At 40.0% G+C, this 18,066-nt stretch carries 16 protein-coding genes and 1 pseudogene; 2 read left to right on the forward strand and 15 right to left on the reverse strand.

What is annotated here, in order from left to right:
* Positions 1-29: 29 nt before the first annotated feature.
* From GNT69_RS08875 to GNT69_RS08895, 5 genes are all read right to left on the reverse strand, one after another.
* Positions 30-2,225, reverse strand: coding sequence for a RelA/SpoT family protein (locus GNT69_RS08875; RefSeq protein WP_203554588.1), 2,196 nt, complete (start codon positions 2,223-2,225; stop codon positions 30-32).
* A gap of 196 nt (positions 2,226-2,421) precedes the next feature.
* Entirely contained in the window at positions 2,422-2,934 is a 513-nt protein-coding gene (locus GNT69_RS08880; RefSeq protein WP_203554589.1) for an adenine phosphoribosyltransferase, read from the reverse strand.
* Positions 2,925-5,291 carry a single-stranded-DNA-specific exonuclease RecJ gene (gene recJ, locus GNT69_RS08885; RefSeq protein ID WP_203554590.1) on the reverse strand — a complete coding sequence of 789 codons (2,367 nt, stop codon included), beginning with the start codon at positions 5,289-5,291 and terminating at the stop codon, positions 2,925-2,927. Before recJ ends, GNT69_RS08880 begins: the two co-directional genes overlap by 10 nt.
* Positions 5,292-5,408: 117 nt before the next feature.
* A complete protein-coding gene (gene secDF, locus GNT69_RS08890) occupies positions 5,409-7,673 on the reverse strand; it encodes a protein translocase subunit SecDF (RefSeq protein ID WP_203554591.1) in 2,265 nt (754 codons plus the stop codon).
* 119 nt (positions 7,674-7,792) lie between these two features.
* A complete protein-coding gene (locus GNT69_RS08895) occupies positions 7,793-8,080 on the reverse strand; it encodes a post-transcriptional regulator (protein ID WP_343206472.1) in 288 nt (95 codons plus the stop codon).
* Positions 8,081-8,205: 125 nt separating this feature from the next.
* Here GNT69_RS08895 and spoVB point away from each other — a divergent pair, with 125 nt between their 5' ends.
* Positions 8,206-9,771, forward strand: coding sequence for a stage V sporulation protein B (spoVB, locus tag GNT69_RS08900; RefSeq protein WP_203554592.1), 1,566 nt, complete (start codon positions 8,206-8,208; stop codon positions 9,769-9,771).
* A 51-nt stretch (positions 9,772-9,822) separates the two neighbouring features.
* Here spoVB and GNT69_RS08905 read toward each other — a convergent pair whose 3' ends face one another.
* On the reverse strand, positions 9,823-10,470 hold the full coding sequence (locus GNT69_RS08905; protein WP_203554593.1) for a DUF421 domain-containing protein: 648 nt from the start codon (positions 10,468-10,470) through the stop codon (positions 9,823-9,825).
* A gap of 194 nt (positions 10,471-10,664) precedes the next feature.
* On the opposite strand from GNT69_RS08905, the gene GNT69_RS08910 reads away from it, so the two are divergent.
* Positions 10,665-11,054, forward strand: a complete 390-nt coding sequence (locus tag GNT69_RS08910; protein WP_239094107.1) for a TIGR04086 family membrane protein — start codon at positions 10,665-10,667, stop codon at positions 11,052-11,054.
* 70 nt (positions 11,055-11,124) lie between these two features.
* Here the strand turns inward: GNT69_RS08910 and yajC are convergent, their stop codons facing one another.
* The 9 genes and pseudogenes from yajC to GNT69_RS08955 form a co-directional block, all read right to left on the reverse strand.
* Positions 11,125-11,388, reverse strand: a complete 264-nt coding sequence (yajC, locus tag GNT69_RS08915; protein ID WP_203554594.1) for a preprotein translocase subunit YajC — start codon at positions 11,386-11,388, stop codon at positions 11,125-11,127.
* Between the two features lie 35 nt (positions 11,389-11,423).
* A complete protein-coding gene (gene tgt / locus GNT69_RS08920) occupies positions 11,424-12,563 on the reverse strand; it encodes a tRNA guanosine(34) transglycosylase Tgt (protein ID WP_481747609.1) in 1,140 nt (379 codons plus the stop codon).
* Positions 12,564-12,612: 49 nt separating this feature from the next.
* Positions 12,613-13,641: a tRNA preQ1(34) S-adenosylmethionine ribosyltransferase-isomerase QueA gene (gene queA, locus GNT69_RS08925; RefSeq protein WP_203554596.1), complete on the reverse strand. Its 1,029-nt coding sequence runs from the start codon at positions 13,639-13,641 to the stop codon at positions 12,613-12,615.
* Between the two features lie 27 nt (positions 13,642-13,668).
* Positions 13,669-13,875: a DUF2905 domain-containing protein gene (locus tag GNT69_RS08930; RefSeq protein WP_203554597.1), complete on the reverse strand. Its 207-nt coding sequence runs from the start codon at positions 13,873-13,875 to the stop codon at positions 13,669-13,671.
* Positions 13,872-14,873, reverse strand: a complete 1,002-nt coding sequence (ruvB, locus tag GNT69_RS08935; RefSeq protein WP_203554598.1) for a Holliday junction branch migration DNA helicase RuvB — start codon at positions 14,871-14,873, stop codon at positions 13,872-13,874. Before ruvB ends, GNT69_RS08930 begins: the two co-directional genes overlap by 4 nt.
* A gap of 40 nt (positions 14,874-14,913) precedes the next feature.
* Entirely contained in the window at positions 14,914-15,510 is a 597-nt protein-coding gene (gene ruvA, locus GNT69_RS08940; RefSeq protein ID WP_203554599.1) for a Holliday junction branch migration protein RuvA, read from the reverse strand.
* A gap of 192 nt (positions 15,511-15,702) precedes the next feature.
* Positions 15,703-16,233 carry a BofC C-terminal domain-containing protein gene (locus GNT69_RS08945; RefSeq protein ID WP_203554600.1) on the reverse strand — a complete coding sequence of 177 codons (531 nt, stop codon included), beginning with the start codon at positions 16,231-16,233 and terminating at the stop codon, positions 15,703-15,705.
* A gap of 92 nt (positions 16,234-16,325) precedes the next feature.
* On the reverse strand, positions 16,326-17,306 hold the full coding sequence (locus tag GNT69_RS08950; RefSeq protein WP_203554601.1) for a phosphotransferase: 981 nt from the start codon (positions 17,304-17,306) through the stop codon (positions 16,326-16,328).
* Positions 17,296-18,066 (reverse strand): annotated as a pseudogene (locus tag GNT69_RS08955) (hypothetical protein); the annotation flags it as partial. The pseudogene GNT69_RS08955 and the gene GNT69_RS08950, both read right to left, overlap by 11 nt.

An 18,066-nucleotide genomic window follows, 5' to 3' on the forward strand; every position in this document is an offset into this window, starting at 1 on the left:
AACATTCCCCACCTATTGAAGTAGGAAGACTAATTTAATACCCTTCGTACGGCATAAATATCCGGAATTTGTTTAATCCGATCGACGACTTTTTGCAAATGGCTAACATTTGTAATTGCAATAGACATACTAATGGTTGCGACTTTATTCCGATCAGATTTTCCAGATACAGCCGTAATATTTGTTTTCGTTTCACTTACCGATTGAAGAACTTCATTTAGAAGACCCCTTCGATCATATCCACTAATCTCAATATCGACTTTATACTCTTTTCGATCATTGAGCGCCGTTTCCCACTCTACAGGGATAAGCCGTGCCTGTGCGTCATCAGTATGAATATTTGTACAATCAGCGCGATGTACAGAGACCCCTCGCCCTTTTGTAATAAATCCAACAATTTCATCTCCTGGAATTGGATTACAGCAACGAGAAAGTCGAATTAATAAATTGTCAATACCCGAAACACGCACACCTGATTCGCGTTTTTTCGTTGGTGGCAGTGCCTTTAATTCAGATACCGCGTTTACAATACTCTTCTCCTGTTCCCTGTCACGCTTTTTCCGCAATTTTTCCGTTAACCGGTTTGCGACTTGCAGAGCGGTAACCCCATTATAGCCAACTGCAGCGTACATATCTTCCTCACTGGAAAAATTAAACTTTTCTGCTACGCGCTTAATATTCTCAGGAGTTAATATTTCTTTCAAGTCAAAATCCATGGTACGGATTTCTTTTTCAACAAGCTCTTTTCCTTTATCAACGTTTTCATCTTTCCGTTGCTTTTTAAAGAACGCACGGATTTTATTTTTCGCTTGGGAAGTTTGAGCAAGTTTTAGCCAGTCTTGACTTGGACCATAGGAATGCTTAGATGTCAAAATTTCAATGATATCACCCGTTCTCAATTTATAATCCAAGGTAACCATTTTGCCATTTACCTTTGCACCAATTGTTTTATTGCCAATCTCTGAATGGATGCGATAGGCAAAGTCAATTGGTACAGAGCCCGACGGCAACTCAATCACATCGCCTTTCGGTGTAAAAATGAACACCATGTCAGAAAATAAATCAATTTTCAGCGATTCCATAAATTCCTCGGCATCCGCCGTTTCGTTTTGAAACTCAAGAATCTCTCTAAACCATGTCAATTTTTTATCTAAGGTTACGGCTTCTTCAACTGGTTTTCCCTCTTTATATGCCCAATGAGCCGCAACCCCAAATTCAGCGATTCGATGCATTTCATCTGTTCGAATCTGAACCTCTAATGGTTCCCCTTTCGGGCCGATGACTGTTGTGTGCAATGATTGATACATATTTGGTTTAGGCATCGCAATATAGTCTTTAAAACGTCCTGGCATCGGTTTCCAGCAAGTATGAATGATTCCGAGAACGGCATAGCAATCTTTTATACTTTTGACAATAATACGAACAGCCAATAAGTCGTATATCTCATTAAACTGCTTATTTTGCAATGCCATTTTCCGATAAATGCTGTAAATATGTTTAGGTCTTCCGGAAAGTTCCGCGTTAATTTTCACTTCTTTTAACTGGTCACGAACTTCGAGCATAACCTCATCTAAATACTGCTCTCTTTCCGCACGCTTCTTTTTCATTAAGTTGACTATCCGATAATACTGTTGTGGATTGAGGTACCTTAAAGCCGTATCCTCTAACTCCCATTTGATTTTTGAAATCCCAAGTCTATGGGCAAGCGGCGCAAAGATTTCAAGTGTTTCATTTGAAATTCGCCGTTGTTTTTCATGCGGAAGATGCTTCAGCGTCCTCATATTATGAAGGCGATCCGCAAGCTTTATCAAAATTACACGGATATCTTGTGCCATCGCAACAAACATTTTTCGATGATTTTCAGCCTGTTGCTCTTCCTGAGATTTATATTTAATTTTTCCGAGCTTCGTCACTCCATCAACAAGCATCGCCACTTCACTATTGAATTCCTCTTCAATATTTTCAAGGGTAACTACTGTATCCTCGACAACATCATGGAGAAATCCAGCTGCTACGGTTGCCGGGTCCATTTCAAGATCGGCCAGGATACCAGCAACCTGAATCGGGTGGATGATATAAGGCTCACCCGATTTCCGATACTGGTCGTGATGGGCATTTTCCGCAAAAATATAGGCCTTACGTACTAATTCTACATTCTCATCATTTAAGTACTCACTTGTCATTTGGATGACTTGCTCGGCGGTTAATACTTCATCTTTCGCCATGAGATCACCTTTTATCATTATAATCTGGATTCAAACAATCTCCAGCAACCATTTTAAAATAAACATCCTATTTTGCTTATTATCAAAGAAAAAGTCCATTCTGTAAAGAAAAAGAATTAAATTTGTTTAGAAAATAAAAAATGTGTCGAAAAAAAACTAAATATAGGAAAAGGCACTCCATAGAAGTGCCCACAGTTTAATATTTCATTAATGTTAAAATATCATAATTCTTTAATTTGCTTCGTCCATCAAGATAAGATAATTCGATAAAGAAAGCTAACCCAGCGACAACTCCTCCAAGTTCCTCGACTAGTTTAATTGTTGCCTCAATCGTTCCTCCCGTTGCGAGCAAGTCATCAATAATTAAAACTTTTTGACCGGGTTTAATCGCATCCTTATGAATGGTGAGGACATCTTTTCCATACTCAAGACCGTAATCAACCTTAATTGTCTCTCTAGGAAGCTTTCCTGCCTTCCGAACAGGAGCAAAACCTATTCCTAAAGAATAGGCAACCGGACATCCTGCGATAAACCCACGAGCTTCAGGACCAACGATTAGATCAACTTCTTTGTCACGAGCATAAGCGACAATTTGATCCGTCGCAAATTTATACGCTTCTCCATCCGCCATTAATGGAGTAATGTCCTTAAATTTAATTCCCGGTTTTGGCCAATCGGGAACGATGGATACATATTGCTTTAAATCCATTCTGTTACTGCCTCCTCATTTTGCACCGACCCTTGAATGACTTGGTCGAACCAACTCTTTAACTGCTCAAATGATGAGTAGAGCAAATCATTTTCAAGAGTAACTATCGCTTGTTTTTTCTTGTATGTTGCTGATTCAGATAAATCCCTTTTCGGTACATTCTTTTCTAATGAAATAAATCCATTGTTTATTTTAACAAACTCTAAGTCAAAAAACACCTGTGACATAAAATCAACTGTTTCTTTTGTCCAGCCTCGGTATTTTGCTAAATCTTCACCAAAACGCCTTAGGTCAAATCCACCCTTTTTCGCTAAAAACGCATAAAACCACTTAAAATGTTCTCTCGTTGGCATCGTACTGAAAAATTCACTATTCTCTTTATAGAAGTGAGCATATATTCTCGCCGGATACTTATTTTCAAATAGTTCCTCCAACATTACTAACGAAGGAGGCAAGTCTAGTAAAACAATATTTTTCGAGTCGAGGTGTAGTTGCTTTGCCTCTGCTTTACTCGTAATTTTCACTAACTCTTCTCCACAAAAGGCACGAAATTTCTCTGTTCCATCGTCATCAAAAGCGACCCAGATTGTTTCCTCTTTTGGCACCATTTCAGGAAGCTTTTCATGCCTTCGCAATCCCCGGATATCAAATAATTGCCATGAAGCAACAGTAAGATCGTGAAGGAAAATTTGTGGCTTTCTTCGGTTATTCCATTCATTGATTGCTAATTCACCAATGACTGATACATTTGAGATCGGCGAAATGTCTTCATGAAGATGCCCTAAACCAAATCCGACGCCATCAAGAGTGGCTCCTTCATTTGCTAAAGTAATCTTTAAATGGTTATGGTTAGCACCAATCGTCCGCATTCCAGCAATCTGTGCATTTCTAATGATTACTTTCGGTTTCGGATTATCGACCCCGTAAGGAGCAAGTTGACCCATTTCCATAATAGAATCAAGATCAATAGATTCTAAATCTACCTCTGCATCGATTTCTGTAATTGGAACTAAATCCACTTCCGTCAGCTGTTCACTGGCAAGCGCATTTAATCTTTCTCGTAGCAAGTCCACATCATCAAGATTTAATGTCATTCCAGCAGCCATCGGATGTCCGCCAAAATGAGGGAGGATATCTCTACATGTCGATAAATTTTTAAACAAATCAAAACCATGAATGCTTCTGGCTGACCCTTTTGCAAGTCCTTTTTCTTGATCATAGCTCAAGACAATCGTCGGTCGATAAAACTTCTCAACTAGGCGAGAAGCGACAATCCCAATTACACCTGGGTTCCATCCTTCTCTCCCAATCACAAGTACATGATGATCTTTACTTGGATAGTTTATTTCTACTTCACGAATCGCTTCATCGGCCATTTTTGCGACGAGCTGTTGTCGTTCTTTATTAAGTGAATCGATCTCTTCGGCTAATATTAATGCTTCTTCACGGTCATTTGTTAGCAAAAGCTCCACCGCAGGTTCGGCACTTTCCAATCGTCCTGCCGCATTAATTCGTGGGCCAATGATAAAACCTATTGTCTCTTCTGTCGCCTCAGCAGGATCCGTTTTGGCTATAGAAAGCAATGCCTTTAGTCCTAGGTTTTTCGTTTTTCTCATTTGTTCTATGCCTTTTTTGGCAATTTGTCGATTTTCTCCTGTTAAAGAGACAAGATCGGCAATCGTTCCAATAGCAGCAATTTCCAATAGCTTTTCTGGTAAAAATCCGTACAGGGCATGTGCCACTTTGAAAGCGACTCCAACGCCCGCTAATTCTTTAAATGGATATTCACTATCTGCAAGTTTTGGATGGACGATTGCTAGTGCGTCAGGTAGTATAGGACCTGGTTCATGATGATCTGTAATAATTAAATCAATCCCTAACTCTTTCGCAATGTTTGCTTCGTGAATCGCTGCAATGCCTGTGTCAACGGTAATAATTAACCGAACCCCGTCTTCTGCCGCTTGCCTAAATGCCGGCTCATTTGGTCCGTAACCTTCTGTAAAGCGATTTGGAATGTAATAATCTACCTTCGCACCTAAATCTGAAAGTACCTTCATCATAACTGTTGTTGAAGTAACACCGTCGGCATCGTAATCTCCAAAGATCAGAATCTGTTCTTCATTTTCAACTGCTTGTTTCACTCTTTGAACGAGCTTTTCCATATCGTTTAATAAAAAAGGGTCATGAAACGGTTCTTGTTTTTCATACAAAAAGCATCGCGCTGCTTCTTCCGTATCATATCCACGATTAACAAGCAAATTTGCGGTCATAGGAGCGATATTAAGTGCTTTTGCGAGTTGCTCCGCCTTTTCTTGATCGACTTCTTTTACAACCCATCTTGTCCTAGATTTTAACATACGATCACCCCTTAGCTTTTTAATTATACAGAAGCTGCTTTCGGCTTTCAATGGATGGGATACTCCACATAAACAAGAAAAAGGAAATCCACAGTCAGCTTCGACTGTGGATTTTTTCTAAACTTGTGGTTCATCAGAGTAATTGCGTTTTTCCTTATATGTGTGGATAACTCCCTTTTTCTTCAATTCTTTTGTTTTCAATACATACCATATTTGTGCAGCAATGAAAAGAGAGGAATACGTTCCTGAGATTAATCCAATAAGAAGCGCCAATGAGAAATTCCAAATTGATTCGCTTCCAAATAGTAACAGGGCAATAACTGCAACAACAACAGTTAACACCGTATTCATCGAACGAACCATCGTCTGTCGCAAACTTTTATTGACGACATCAGCAATATCTTCTGCTGTTTTCAACTTTTTCTTCTTCTGTAAATTTTCTCGAATTCGGTCGAATGTTACAATCGTATCATTGATGGAGTAACCAACAATTGTTAAAACCGCTGCAATGAACGTTAGATCGACTTCTAACCTTAATAAACTAAACACTGCAATGATTAAAAAAGCATCGTGCAGTAAAGCAATAATCGCAGGAACGGCCATCCGCATTTCGAAACGGATCGTTACATAAAGCACAATCCCGATGCTAGCTAAAATAAGCGCAACAAAAGCGTTTTTCGCTAGCTCTTTCCCAATCGTTGGCGAAACAGTACTCACATTTGGTTCAGAGCCATATTGATCATGTAATTCAGCCTTAATATCATTAATTTCTCCTTGCGTAAGAACTCCTTTATAACGTGCAACACCAATCTCATTGTTATTTCCAGAAATGACAATATCATCTGTTTCAATTCCAGCATTGCTTAAATCCGCTTTAAAGTCTTGGGTAGTAATTGTTTCGTCTGATAAAACTTCGATTCTCGTCCCGCTAGAAAAATCAATGCCTAAATTTAAACGGAAGATGATGAGAACAGCTAAACCAATCGTGAGCAATATACTTGATGCTAAGAAGAATTTTTTTCGATGAGCGATGAAATCAACGCGATCAAATTTTGTTTTTAAATCAAGATTATCTATATTTTCAGCAAGATTGTGAATTTCGCTCTTTTTCACACCGAACCAGCTTGGCTTATGATTAAGGAAGCCGCTGTTCACCCAAAGACTTAAGAATAGCCTTGAACCAAATACTGCGGTAATAAAGCCCATCACAATACTTAAAATAAGCATCGTCGCAAAGCCTTTAACTGAGCTAGTCCCGTAAATAAATAGAACAACCGCGGCAATCAATGTCGTAAAATTGGCATCAAGAATCGTAGACAACGAGTTTTTACTTCCTGCTTCAAACGCAGCCTTCATTTTCCGACCAACCTTAATTTCTTCCTTGATTCTTTCGTACGTAATAATATTGGCATCAACAGCCATCCCGACCCCTAAGATTAATGCTGCAATTCCAGGGAGAGTTAATACCGCATTCATCCAGTCGAATACTAAAAGAATTAAATAGATATAAATAGAGAGCGTCGTCACCGCAATCAAACCTGGGAAACGGTAGTATGCAAGCATGAAGATAAAAATAGCAATAATGCCGATGATACCAGCCATAATTGTTTTATCCAATGCTTGTTCACCAAATTTAGCACCAACTGAAGTAGAGTATTCTTCTTCGAGCTGAACCGGAAGGGCACCCGCATTCAAAAGATTCGCCAATTGGTTTGCTTCTTCAATCGTGAAGTTTCCGGTAATTTGTACGGTTTCCTGTGGCAAAACCTGCGTAACATTTGGAGCCGAAATATATTTTGGCTCTGGTTTCATTCTCTCTTCCTTATAAGCATCGGCGCCTTCTTCAAAATCTAGCCAAATAACGAGTTGATTATCAGGGGCCATCGCAATAATTTCCTGCGTCACCTTACCGAACTGTTCTCCACTTTTTAACGTTAGGGATACGCTTGGCATATTGTTTTGGTCAAAACTTTGTGAGGCACCGCCTTCCTTTAAATCGGTACCATCGAGCTTAATATTGTCATTGGCATCGCGAAATGTCAGGTTCGCTTCTGTCGAAAGAATATCTCGCGCCTTTGCTTGGTCGGTCACTCCAGCAAGTTGGACACGAATACGATTTTCTCCCTCTATTTGAATGACCGGCTCACTTACACCTAAAACATTGACACGACGGTCAAGGGCTTCTACCGTACTAATTAATGTCTCCCTATCTATGACTTGTCCATCTTTCGCTGGTTTCACTTCATAAAGAACCTCAAAACCACCCTGAAGGTCAAGACCTAATTTAATATTTCCTAATATATTCTGGGTGGTTCCCCCCATCACACTCCCAATTAATAAAACAATTAGAAAGAACGCGATGATTCGACTGCGTTTTACCATTATGTATAAATCCTCCTTAATCATGTAAGCAAAAAAATGCTGTCATACTATTTTAACATAGCATTTTCGTTATGGATTTGTTTAATTTTCCATTACACATAATACCGTTGTTTCTGTCATTATTTCAACAATTCCCTCCGTTCGTCTTCATCATCAAGAACAAAGCTACCGAGCTTAAAAGCCTCAACTGTCATAAAATTCATGTACTCTCCTGGCTGAACAGACAAAATATCGGCGACAATTTCATATAGTCGGACATCATCTTTCGGTTTTTTCCACTTTTTATTAAGTAAAAAAGTCCATAATTCTTGTTCCTTTGCCTCTCCATAACCGAGTATCTTAAATTCTTCAAGTTTACTTCTCATTGCGGGTCTAACGTCATTTCTGAATTGCTCATACTTATGCACGTACTCCGCCTCCCTGGCTTTTTCATTAAAATTTGAAAAATCATATAACTTGTCATGCTTTGTCCACTCGTCTGCATATAAATTATTGTATCTGAATTTAGTATTTTTGAGAAGGCGGGAACAGGATGTCAAAGTTTTTAAAAGGAACGGTCATTTTACTTATAGCAGGATTTGTGACAAGAATCCTTGGTTTTATTAACCGAATTGTCCTTGCCAGATTTATTGGGGAGGAAGGGGTTGGTCTTTATATGATGGCCTTTCCCACTTTTATCCTCGTCGTAACAATCACACAACTAGGGCTACCTGTTGCCATTTCCAAGCGCGTTGCTGAGGCTGAAGCGAAGGGAGACTTTCCAAAGATCAAGAAGATTCTCGTCGTTTCGTTGGCGACAACAGTTTCTTTGTCTGCTATTTTTACTCCTGCATTGTTTTTCTTAGCACCGAAACTATCACAAATTCTTTTTACAGATGAGAGGACATTGCTCCCTTTACTGGCGATAACGCCAATTATTCCAATTGTCGCGGTGTCAGCCGTTCTTAGAGGCTACTTCCAAGGAAGACAAAACATGAAACCTGGGGCTATCTCTCAAGTGGTTGAACAGATTGTTAGAATTACGTTAATCGCTGTTCTTACAAAAACTTTTTTGCCGTATGGAATTGAATACGCTGCTGCAGCTGCAATGGTTTCGGCAGTTATCGGAGAATTAGCTTCGCTCTTGTATTTATTAACGACATTTAAAATCAAGAAAAAATTTCGCTTACGGCGAAACTTTTTTCAGTTTGTTCATTCAGGCAAATCTACCTTCAAGGAATTAATGAGCATTGCTTTACCGACCACTGGCAGTCGAATGATTGGTTCGATCTCATGGTTTTTTGAACCAATCGTCGTTGCCCATAGTCTAGCGATTGCTGGTGTCGCTGCCTCTGTTGCGACGAAACAATATGGAACATTAACAGGATTCGCCCTTCCGCTCCTAATGCTCCCTTCTTTTGTTATGAACTCGTTATCTACCTCTCTGGTTCCCGCAATCAGTGAGGCGCATTCAAAGAAGAATTATAAAATGATTGAACATCGCCTGCAGCAATCATTAAGGTTTTCATTTATAACAGGAGGATTATCAATAATCATCCTTTATGTATTGGCTGAACCTTTAATGCTTTTGATGTTTGGAACGAAGAGCGGGACAGAATTCGTACTGTTGATGGCTCCATTCTTTTTATTTTATTATTTCCAAGCTCCGCTTCAAGCGACACTCCAAGCACTGGACCTGGCTAGAGCAGCAATGATTAACAGTTTAGTTGGAAATATTGCTAAACTCGTCGTTATTTTTTTACTTGCCAGTCAGCCAGCTTTTGGAATAACTGGAGCTGCTTTAGGCTTAATGATGGGATTCGTCTTAACAACCTCCCTCCATTTTGCGACAGTTATTAAAGCCGTGTCTTTCACCTTTCATATACGTGAATATACGAAGACATTTATCATTATTGCCGTGTCAATTTGGCTCGGGTTTGAAATTTGGGATATTCTCGGACAAGAACTCTCCTTAGCTATAAGAGTAGTGCTGTCAGCTGCTAGTGTATCATTTATTTACAGCTTCGCCGTTCTTGTTACCGGATTGATCAAACGCGAGGAAGTCATCCGCATCCCATTCATTGGAAAACAACTATCGAAATTAATACCTAAACAATAAACTAGGGCTCAAGCGCGAATGAAAAATAACGCACTAATTTTTGCTAGTGCGCTATTTTTCATCCTTAAGATCAATATAAAACTTATGATTATTACGGTTAAAACTACAATAGGAAATGGCTGATAAATTATTATACCCTTGTTCAGCTAGTTTATCTCGTAACCATTTTTCACTTTTACCGACTACTTCTAAATTCTGATACTCGATTGATCCATCAAGAATAAGGGTAACGCTTACGACCGCCTGCTCACTTTTCTTAAAAATGGAGAGTTGGCCAGATGTCTCCAAAATCGCATATTCGACGTCAGCAATATCGCCAACCCCGTCTTGTCTTAATTGAAGAAGCAAATCATCAAAATTATATCTTTGCTTTCTCATTTCATGTTCATTAATTTTCCCTTTATTAATTATAATACTTGGCTTTCCATCCACTACCAACCGAAAGCGCCTGCTTTTCATTGATAAAAACGCGAGAAGATATTGAACCGCCACAAGTAAAATCATCGGCAGGATGGACTTAAACAAAGTTTGATCTGTTTTTTCAATTGCAATTGCTGCCATTTCGGCAATCATTAAAAACACAACTAGGTCTAACAAACTTAACTCAGCAATTTCCCTTTTACCCATTATCCGGAAGATCGTTAAGATAACCAAATAAAGAACCAATGTTCGAATAATGATCGAAGCATACTCTTCCATATCCGTCTCTCCCTTCGAAACATGGCATTAAGAAATAGGATTTGCATTGCTTGCAAAATTATGACCTTTTTAGAACAGAGCTTATTAGTAAAAAACGGAAATTTTTATTCTATTTTTATTTCTCTGGAATATGCTTGTACTAAGCCAATTGTTACCGGTAAGAAATAGAAGCGTATTGAAAGGGGAGAACCGCATTGGAATCAAAAAACCTTGGAATGGCCGTTCTTTACGGTGTCATCGCCATATTTGTCCTAGCCATTATTAGCAGTTTTATTTTCTCGCTGTTGTTCAGGTTTACTTCAGTGCAAGAATCATCGTTACAGTACATCGTAACGACCGCATCATTTATTTCGTTATTCCTTGGGGGGTTTATTACAGGACGGAGTGGCAAACAAAAAGGCTGGCTCATCGGAGCGCTGACAGGACTCATCTACTCGATGATTATTTTCTTATTTCAATACTTAGGACATAATAGTCTTTTTGATACTGAACAGCTCATTTATCATACATGTTATATGCTTACTGCCATGATGGGGGGAATTTTAGGGGTAAATTTATCAACATCCTCGCAGTCGCGATCATAAAACCGGGTCTTTATGAATTTTCTCAACTAAAAATAAAAGCAGGTGCTCCTTGGCACCTGCTTTTTGATGATTAATCCTGGATGACTTCGCGCACAGAATTACGATCATATGTAAGACGTGTTCCATCGCCGCACTTGATCACGATTGTCCCTTCATCTAATGCGTCTACAAACCCGTGAAGACCACCAATTGTTACAACACGGTCTCCTTTTTGCAATTCTCTTTGCATTTGCTGAACTGCTTTTTGCCTCTTTTGCTGAGGACGGATTAGTAAAAAATAAAACAAAACAAACATCAAGATCAGTGGAAACACTGTACCTAATAATCCTTCCATCTTTTCCCCTCCTTTCACCATGTCAAGTCAGCCTATTAAAAATTCTTGGCATTCGGCTTATTAAAGCCGTAACGCTCAAAAAATTCATCTCTGAAATCTCCCAAACGGTCTTCCATGATTGCTTGTCTGACTTGCTCCATTAATTTTAACAGAAAATAGAGGTTATGATAAGTCGTAAGACGAATTCCGAATGTTTCATCACATTTAATTAAGTGGCGAATATAGGCTCGTGAATAGTTTCGACATGTGTAACAGTCACAATGTTCGTCAATCGGTCGATAATCTCTTGCATATTGGGCATTTTTAACGACTAGACGTCCATGACTTGTCATTAATGTTCCATTTCGAGCGATCCTTGTTGGCAGTACGCAGTCAAACATATCAATCCCGCGAATGGCCCCGTCAACTAGGGAATCAGGCGAACCTACCCCCATTAAATAGCGCGGTTTATTTGACGGCAATAATGGAGTTGTAAATTCAAGAACACGATTCATAATATCCTTTGGCTCCCCAACAGAAAGTCCACCGATTGCATAGCCAGGGAAATCAAGCGATACAAGATCATTCGCACTCAACTTTCTTAATTCTTCATATTCCCCGCCTTGAACAATTCCAAACAAGCCTTGCTCATCCGAACGCTTATGTCCTTCTAAACATCGCTCAGCCCATCTTGAAGTACGTTCGACCGATGATTTCATATACTCAAAAGAGGCTGGAAATGGCGGACATTCATCAAACGCCATCATAATATCAGACCCTAAATCGTTTTGAATCTCCATCGCTTTTTCAGGTGAAAGAAATAACTTATCTCCATTTAAATGGTTTCGAAAATGAACGCCTTCCTCCTCAATCTTCCGGAATTCACTTAAACTAAAGACTTGAAAGCCTCCTGAATCAGTTAAAATCGCACGATCCCAATTCATAAATTTATGAAGACCGCCTGCTTCCTTAACAATCTCATGCCCCGGACGAAGCCAAAGATGGTACGTGTTGCTGAGAATAATCCCCGCCCCCATCTCTTTTAGTTCTTCAGGTGACATTGTTTTAACCGTAGCCAACGTACCTACGGGCATAAAGACTGGTGTATCAAAAGAACCATGCGGTGTATGAACACGCCCAAGCCTTGCCCCTGTTTGTTTACATGTCTTAATTAATTCATAACGGATTGCAGACAATGTTTGTTCTCCTTCCATGATTTAACTGCATCAAACGTTCAAACTCCATTTATATAATGAACATTGCGTCGCCAAAGCTGAAAAAACGATATTTATTCTCAACAGCTTTGTTATAGGCATTCAGTACATTTTCACGGCCCGCAAGCGCACTAACGAGCATGATCAAAGTCGACTTCGGTAAATGAAAGTTCGTAATCATTCCGTCAATCGCTTTAAACTCATACCCAGGGTAAATAAAAATATTTGTCCAACCAGTTGCTGCTTTAAATTCCCCATTATTTGCTGTTGCAATCGTTTCTAATGTTCGAGTTGAGGTCGTTCCAACCGTAATGATGCGTCCCCCTTGTTCACGGACCTCATTTAACAGCCGTGCTGTCCCGTCAGAGACGACATAAAACTCAGCATGCATCTCATGCTCCATTATCGAATCTGCACTAACTGGTCGAAAGGTTCCTAGCCCAACATGGAGGGTGATAAAAGCAATGTGGATATCGTTTTTACGAATGTCTTCGATCAGCTCCTCGGTAAAATGAAGGCCTGCTGTAGGAGCAGCAGCTGAGCCTCTTTCTTTTGCATAAACTGTTTGGTACCGCTCTTGATCATCTAACTGTTCTTTAATATAAGGGGGCAGTGGCATTTCTCCAAGTTCATCTAGTACTTCGTAAAAAATTCCATCATAGGAAAAGTGTAAAGTACGACCGCCATGGTCCGTTTCGCCAGTACAAATAGCTGTTAACAGCCCATTTCCAAAGATAATCTTTGTTCCTTGCTTTACGCGCTTAGCAGGCTTTACAAGCGTTTCCCAAGTATCACCTTCTGCCTGCTTTAGCAATAACACCTCAATTTTGGCCCCTGTATCTTCCTTCACGCCAAATAATCTTGCTGGAAGGACACGCGTATCATTGAGAACAAGTACGTCTCCTGGTCGAAGGTAGTTTTTTATATTTTTAAAAACATTATGCTCGATATCGCCGGTTTTTTTATCAAGCACCATTAGCCTGCTTTCAGCTCTTTCCAGCAGAGGAACTTGTGCAATAAGTTCCTCCGGTAAATGAAAATCAAATAAATCTACTTTCATGTTGTACGTCACCTATATTCTTAAGTATTAACGAAACCGCCCAATAAAATAAAAAATCAATGATAGAAGAATACTGACGACAATTGATGTGACAATCGGAAAATAAAACGTCGTACTCCCCTTTTTAACAACAATATCCCCTGGCAGTTTGCCGAGATTAAAAAAATGTACGAGTAAGCCAGCAACGAAAATGACCCCACCAACAACCATCAATAATTTACCTAGACCTGTCATTCACTGGGCACCTCCATTTGAAAATGTCGATAAACTGCATCGGTAACCATTCTCCCACGCGGTGTTCGCTGCAGAAAACCAATTTGAAGAAGGTATGGTTCATAGACATCCTCAATTGTATGGGACTCTTCGCCAATTGTAGCTGCAATCGTATCCAATCCAACTGGACCGCCACGAAATTTTTCAATAATCCCTTTAAGTAATTTATGGTCGATATGATCAAGCCCTAAACGATCGACTTGCATTAACTGTAATGCTTCTACTGCAAGCCTTTCATCAATCGAGCCATTTCCTCGTACTTGTGCAAAATCCCGCACGCGCCTTAAAAGACGATTCGCTATTCTTGGTGTTCCCCGTGATCTTCTACCAAGCTCATTTGCCGCTTTGTTATCAATTTCAGTATCAAACAACTCAGCCGTCCTAATGACAATTTCTCGTAGATCCTTCTCATGATAGTATTCTAATCTACTTAGCACGCCAAAGCGATCTCTTAATGGTGCCGATAAAGAACCTGCCCTTGTCGTTGCCCCCACTAGCGTAAATGGCGGAAGATCTAGACGGACAGAACGAGCTGTCTGTCCTTTCCCTATAACGATATCAAGACAAAAATCCTCCATAGCGGGATAGAGGACTTCTTCTATCGACCGAGGGAGCCGATGAATTTCATCGATAAATAAAACATCGCCCGGTTCCAATGCAGTAAGAATCGCCGCCAAATCGCCCGGTCGTTCAATCGCCGGACCTGATGTTGTGCGCAGGTTGACACCCATTTCATTCGCAATAATCGCTGCAAGCGTCGTTTTCCCAAGACCAGGGGGGCCATAAAGCAACACATGATCGAGTGTTTCTTGCCTTTGCCTTGCCGCTTCAATGAATACCGCAAGATTCTCCTTTACCTTTTCTTGACCAATATACTGTTTTAACGACTGTGGACGCAAGCTTTGTTCAAATGAAAGCTCTTGATTGTCTGCCTCTCCGGAGATGATTCGTTCTTCCATAGTTCATCATCCTTTATCAAATCTAGTTATCTAATCTAGTCTATCTTAATAATTTTTGCAATGCCTTTTTAATATATTGATCTGTTGTTAAGTTTTCCATTTTGAGCGCTGGAGTGACTTTCTTAATCTCTTTATCCGAATAGCCAAGTGCTTTCAAAGCAAGGATTGCTTCATCCAATTCATTGGATTGATCTTCAATTTCCGGTGTAAATAAATTAGGAAAGTAATCTGGGACAATATCTTGAAGCTTCCCTTTTAAATCAAGGATCATTTGCCTCGCTGTTTTCTTTCCTACTCCTGGAAATTTAACGAGAAACGCTTCATCCTCATTTTCAATCGCATTCACCACTTGCTGCGGCTCACCTGAAGCTAAAATAGCTAGTGCTCCTTTAGGGCCAATTCCAGTGACACTTAACAACCTCATAAACAAAGCCTTTTCTTCTCGAGATTGAAATCCATATAAAGCTATAAGGTCCTCACGAACATAATGAAAAGTATAAATCTGCACATCAGATCCCATCAGGTGGGAAAATGAAAATGGGTTCGGCGTATAAATTTGATAGCCTATACCACCATTATCAACGACAATGTATTCAGGACCAACAAAGTCCATTCTTCCTTTTATGTACTCATACAATGCTACTCGCTCCTCTTTTATGCTGTACACAAAATTTTATCACACTATGTTGCTAGGAACGAATAAAAATAATATTAAGACAACAAAAGGGGAATCAGATTTAAACGCAGCAAAAAATATCGACCGATTAATCGATGAAACGTTTTTGAGGCGAACCTTCCATACCGCTTAAAAATAAATAGGGCCGGTAATTTACCGACCCTGATTTTCTACTTTCGTATATGGTTTAAATGCCTCAATCACCTTTTCATATTGATCTTTTGAATTAATTGGGATGCCTTTTTTAAGTTGATTCCGAGTCCTGCTTTCTAATTTACCGAGATCTATTTGGAAAAAAGACTGAATAATGTTTGATTCATCAGGTTTGCCATTGAAGATGGATAAAACCCCATCTCCAGATAATCCAAAGTAACCATTCGCCTTTAATAAGGGGGAGATGTCATCCACATATTGTTTAAGTACGACGGTATCATTTTCTCTTCTTATAAATTGCCAATCTTCATATCGAATCCATAAATCTTCCATTGACTGTACCGTTTCATTGACCTTCTCTTCGCTTATTTCACCATCTAAATAGACTCGCTCAAAAATGACCGTCAACTCCAATGGGGCTGTGTCATTTTTAACGAATGCCTTTGATTGTACTGCTCCAACGGTCCCACTGAATAGGCCTATTATTGTTATGAATACACAAAGCGTCTTGACAACAGACTGAAATCCCATTGCCGGTCACCTCACTTTTTATTATTCATTTATAGTATGGACAAAAAATTTCTTATTTATGTTAAACCTTGCAATCATAAAAATAGTTTCTTTTATTTTTCAGCGACTGTTCTTATATTTTCAAGGAATCTTTTTCTTTTTGGAAATTGGTTCACGGTTATTTCATACAACGAGGCTAGCAGATTAGAATCATGAAATAAATTTTGGCTAATTAAACGATTCCATTCCCTGTAAAAATCTGCTGGATACATTAAGCCGTATAAGAAACCACCTTTTTGATGAATAAAAGAAGAGAGAGCGTTTATGTCCATAAACTCTTCAAGCGACCAATCCATGAACGGCAGAATGCGATTCGCATACTGAAGTAAATCAAATTCTTTCGGTCCTATTGATACAAGGTCAAAATCAATCAAATACAATTTTTCTGTGTTATCTTTTATAAAATTATGATGGGCCACATCTCCATGAAGGATTACTAATTTATTTAATTCAAAACTCGAATGATATTGCTTCATCCCAGCTAAAGAGCGCTCCCCCCATTCTAGCAGTTCTGCCGTAATTGTTGGTTCAACAAATTTATTTACGATTGGTTGATTGGTTTTAAATCGATGATAACGTACTTGCCATTTAGTTAACAAATCTTGTTTTTGTAAAAACGGAGAAAAATCTTCTACTAAGTTTGCGGAAAAGGAGTGAAATTTAGAGAGTAATTGAATGCCTTCCATTCGTTCATCGTATGAGCGGAAGGTAAATGGCGGTTTTTTCACATCTAAGTACTCAATACATCCATAATAAACGTTTTCAAAGAGTAAAGGTTGATTTGTAAAATGATAAAAGGTATATGTTTCAACAAATCCCTGCTTTTTTAAAGCAGCTGTTAAGTTCTGATGTAATATAAGTTTCCGTAAATCATGATAGCCTTTTAAAATGAACGGAAAAACATCGGTAGCAATGAAAAAAACATGCTCTCTAATTTTGGTGATTTGTTTAATTGAAACTGGCAGCTTACACGATAAAAAGGAGAAGAGACGATCGATAAAATCGTCCCTTCGTGAGTATAAATTAATTTTCATTGCTTTCATCATCATCTTCGTTCCGTTGCATTGGGCCAAACCCGGCATGTGGGCCGAACCCGGCATGTGGACCAAACCCAGCATGTGGACCATATCCGGCGTGTGGGCCAAACCCAGCATGTGGGCCATATCCCGCTGGCGGCCCAAATCCTGCTTGTGGACCATATCCGACTGGAGGGCCAAATCCAGCGTGTGGACCATATCCGGCTGGAGGGCCAAATCCAGCGTGTGGACCATATCCGGCTGGAGGGCCAAATCCAGCGTGTGGGCCATATCCAGCTGGAGGGCCAAATCCAGCGTGTGGACCATATCCGGCTGGAGGGCCAAATCCAGCGTGTGGGCCATATCCGGCTGGAGGGGCAAAACTAGTTCCGCCACAACCGCAATCTTTAGGTGCTTTCATCGTTGGTGCAGCCTTATGTGGCATTTGATCCATTGCCCCTGCCACATGCGGCATTTGATCCATCGCTCCTGCCACATGCGGCATTTGATCCATCGCTCCTGCCACATGCGGCATTTGGTCCCACGCTCCTGCCACATGCGGCATTTGATCCATCGCTCCTGCCACATGCGGCATTTGATCCATCGCTCCTGCCACATGCGGCATTTGGTCCCACGCTCCTGCCACATGCGGCATTTGATCCATCGCTCCTGCCACATGCGGCATTTGGTCCCACGCTCCTGCCACATGCGGCATTTGATCCATCGCTCCTGCCACATGCGGCATTTGATCCATCGCTCCTGCCACATGCGGCATTTG

The organism is Bacillus sp. B15-48, from assembly GCF_016879755.1.
In the GTDB taxonomy this organism is placed as follows: domain Bacteria; phylum Bacillota; class Bacilli; order Bacillales; family Cytobacillaceae; genus Mesobacillus_B.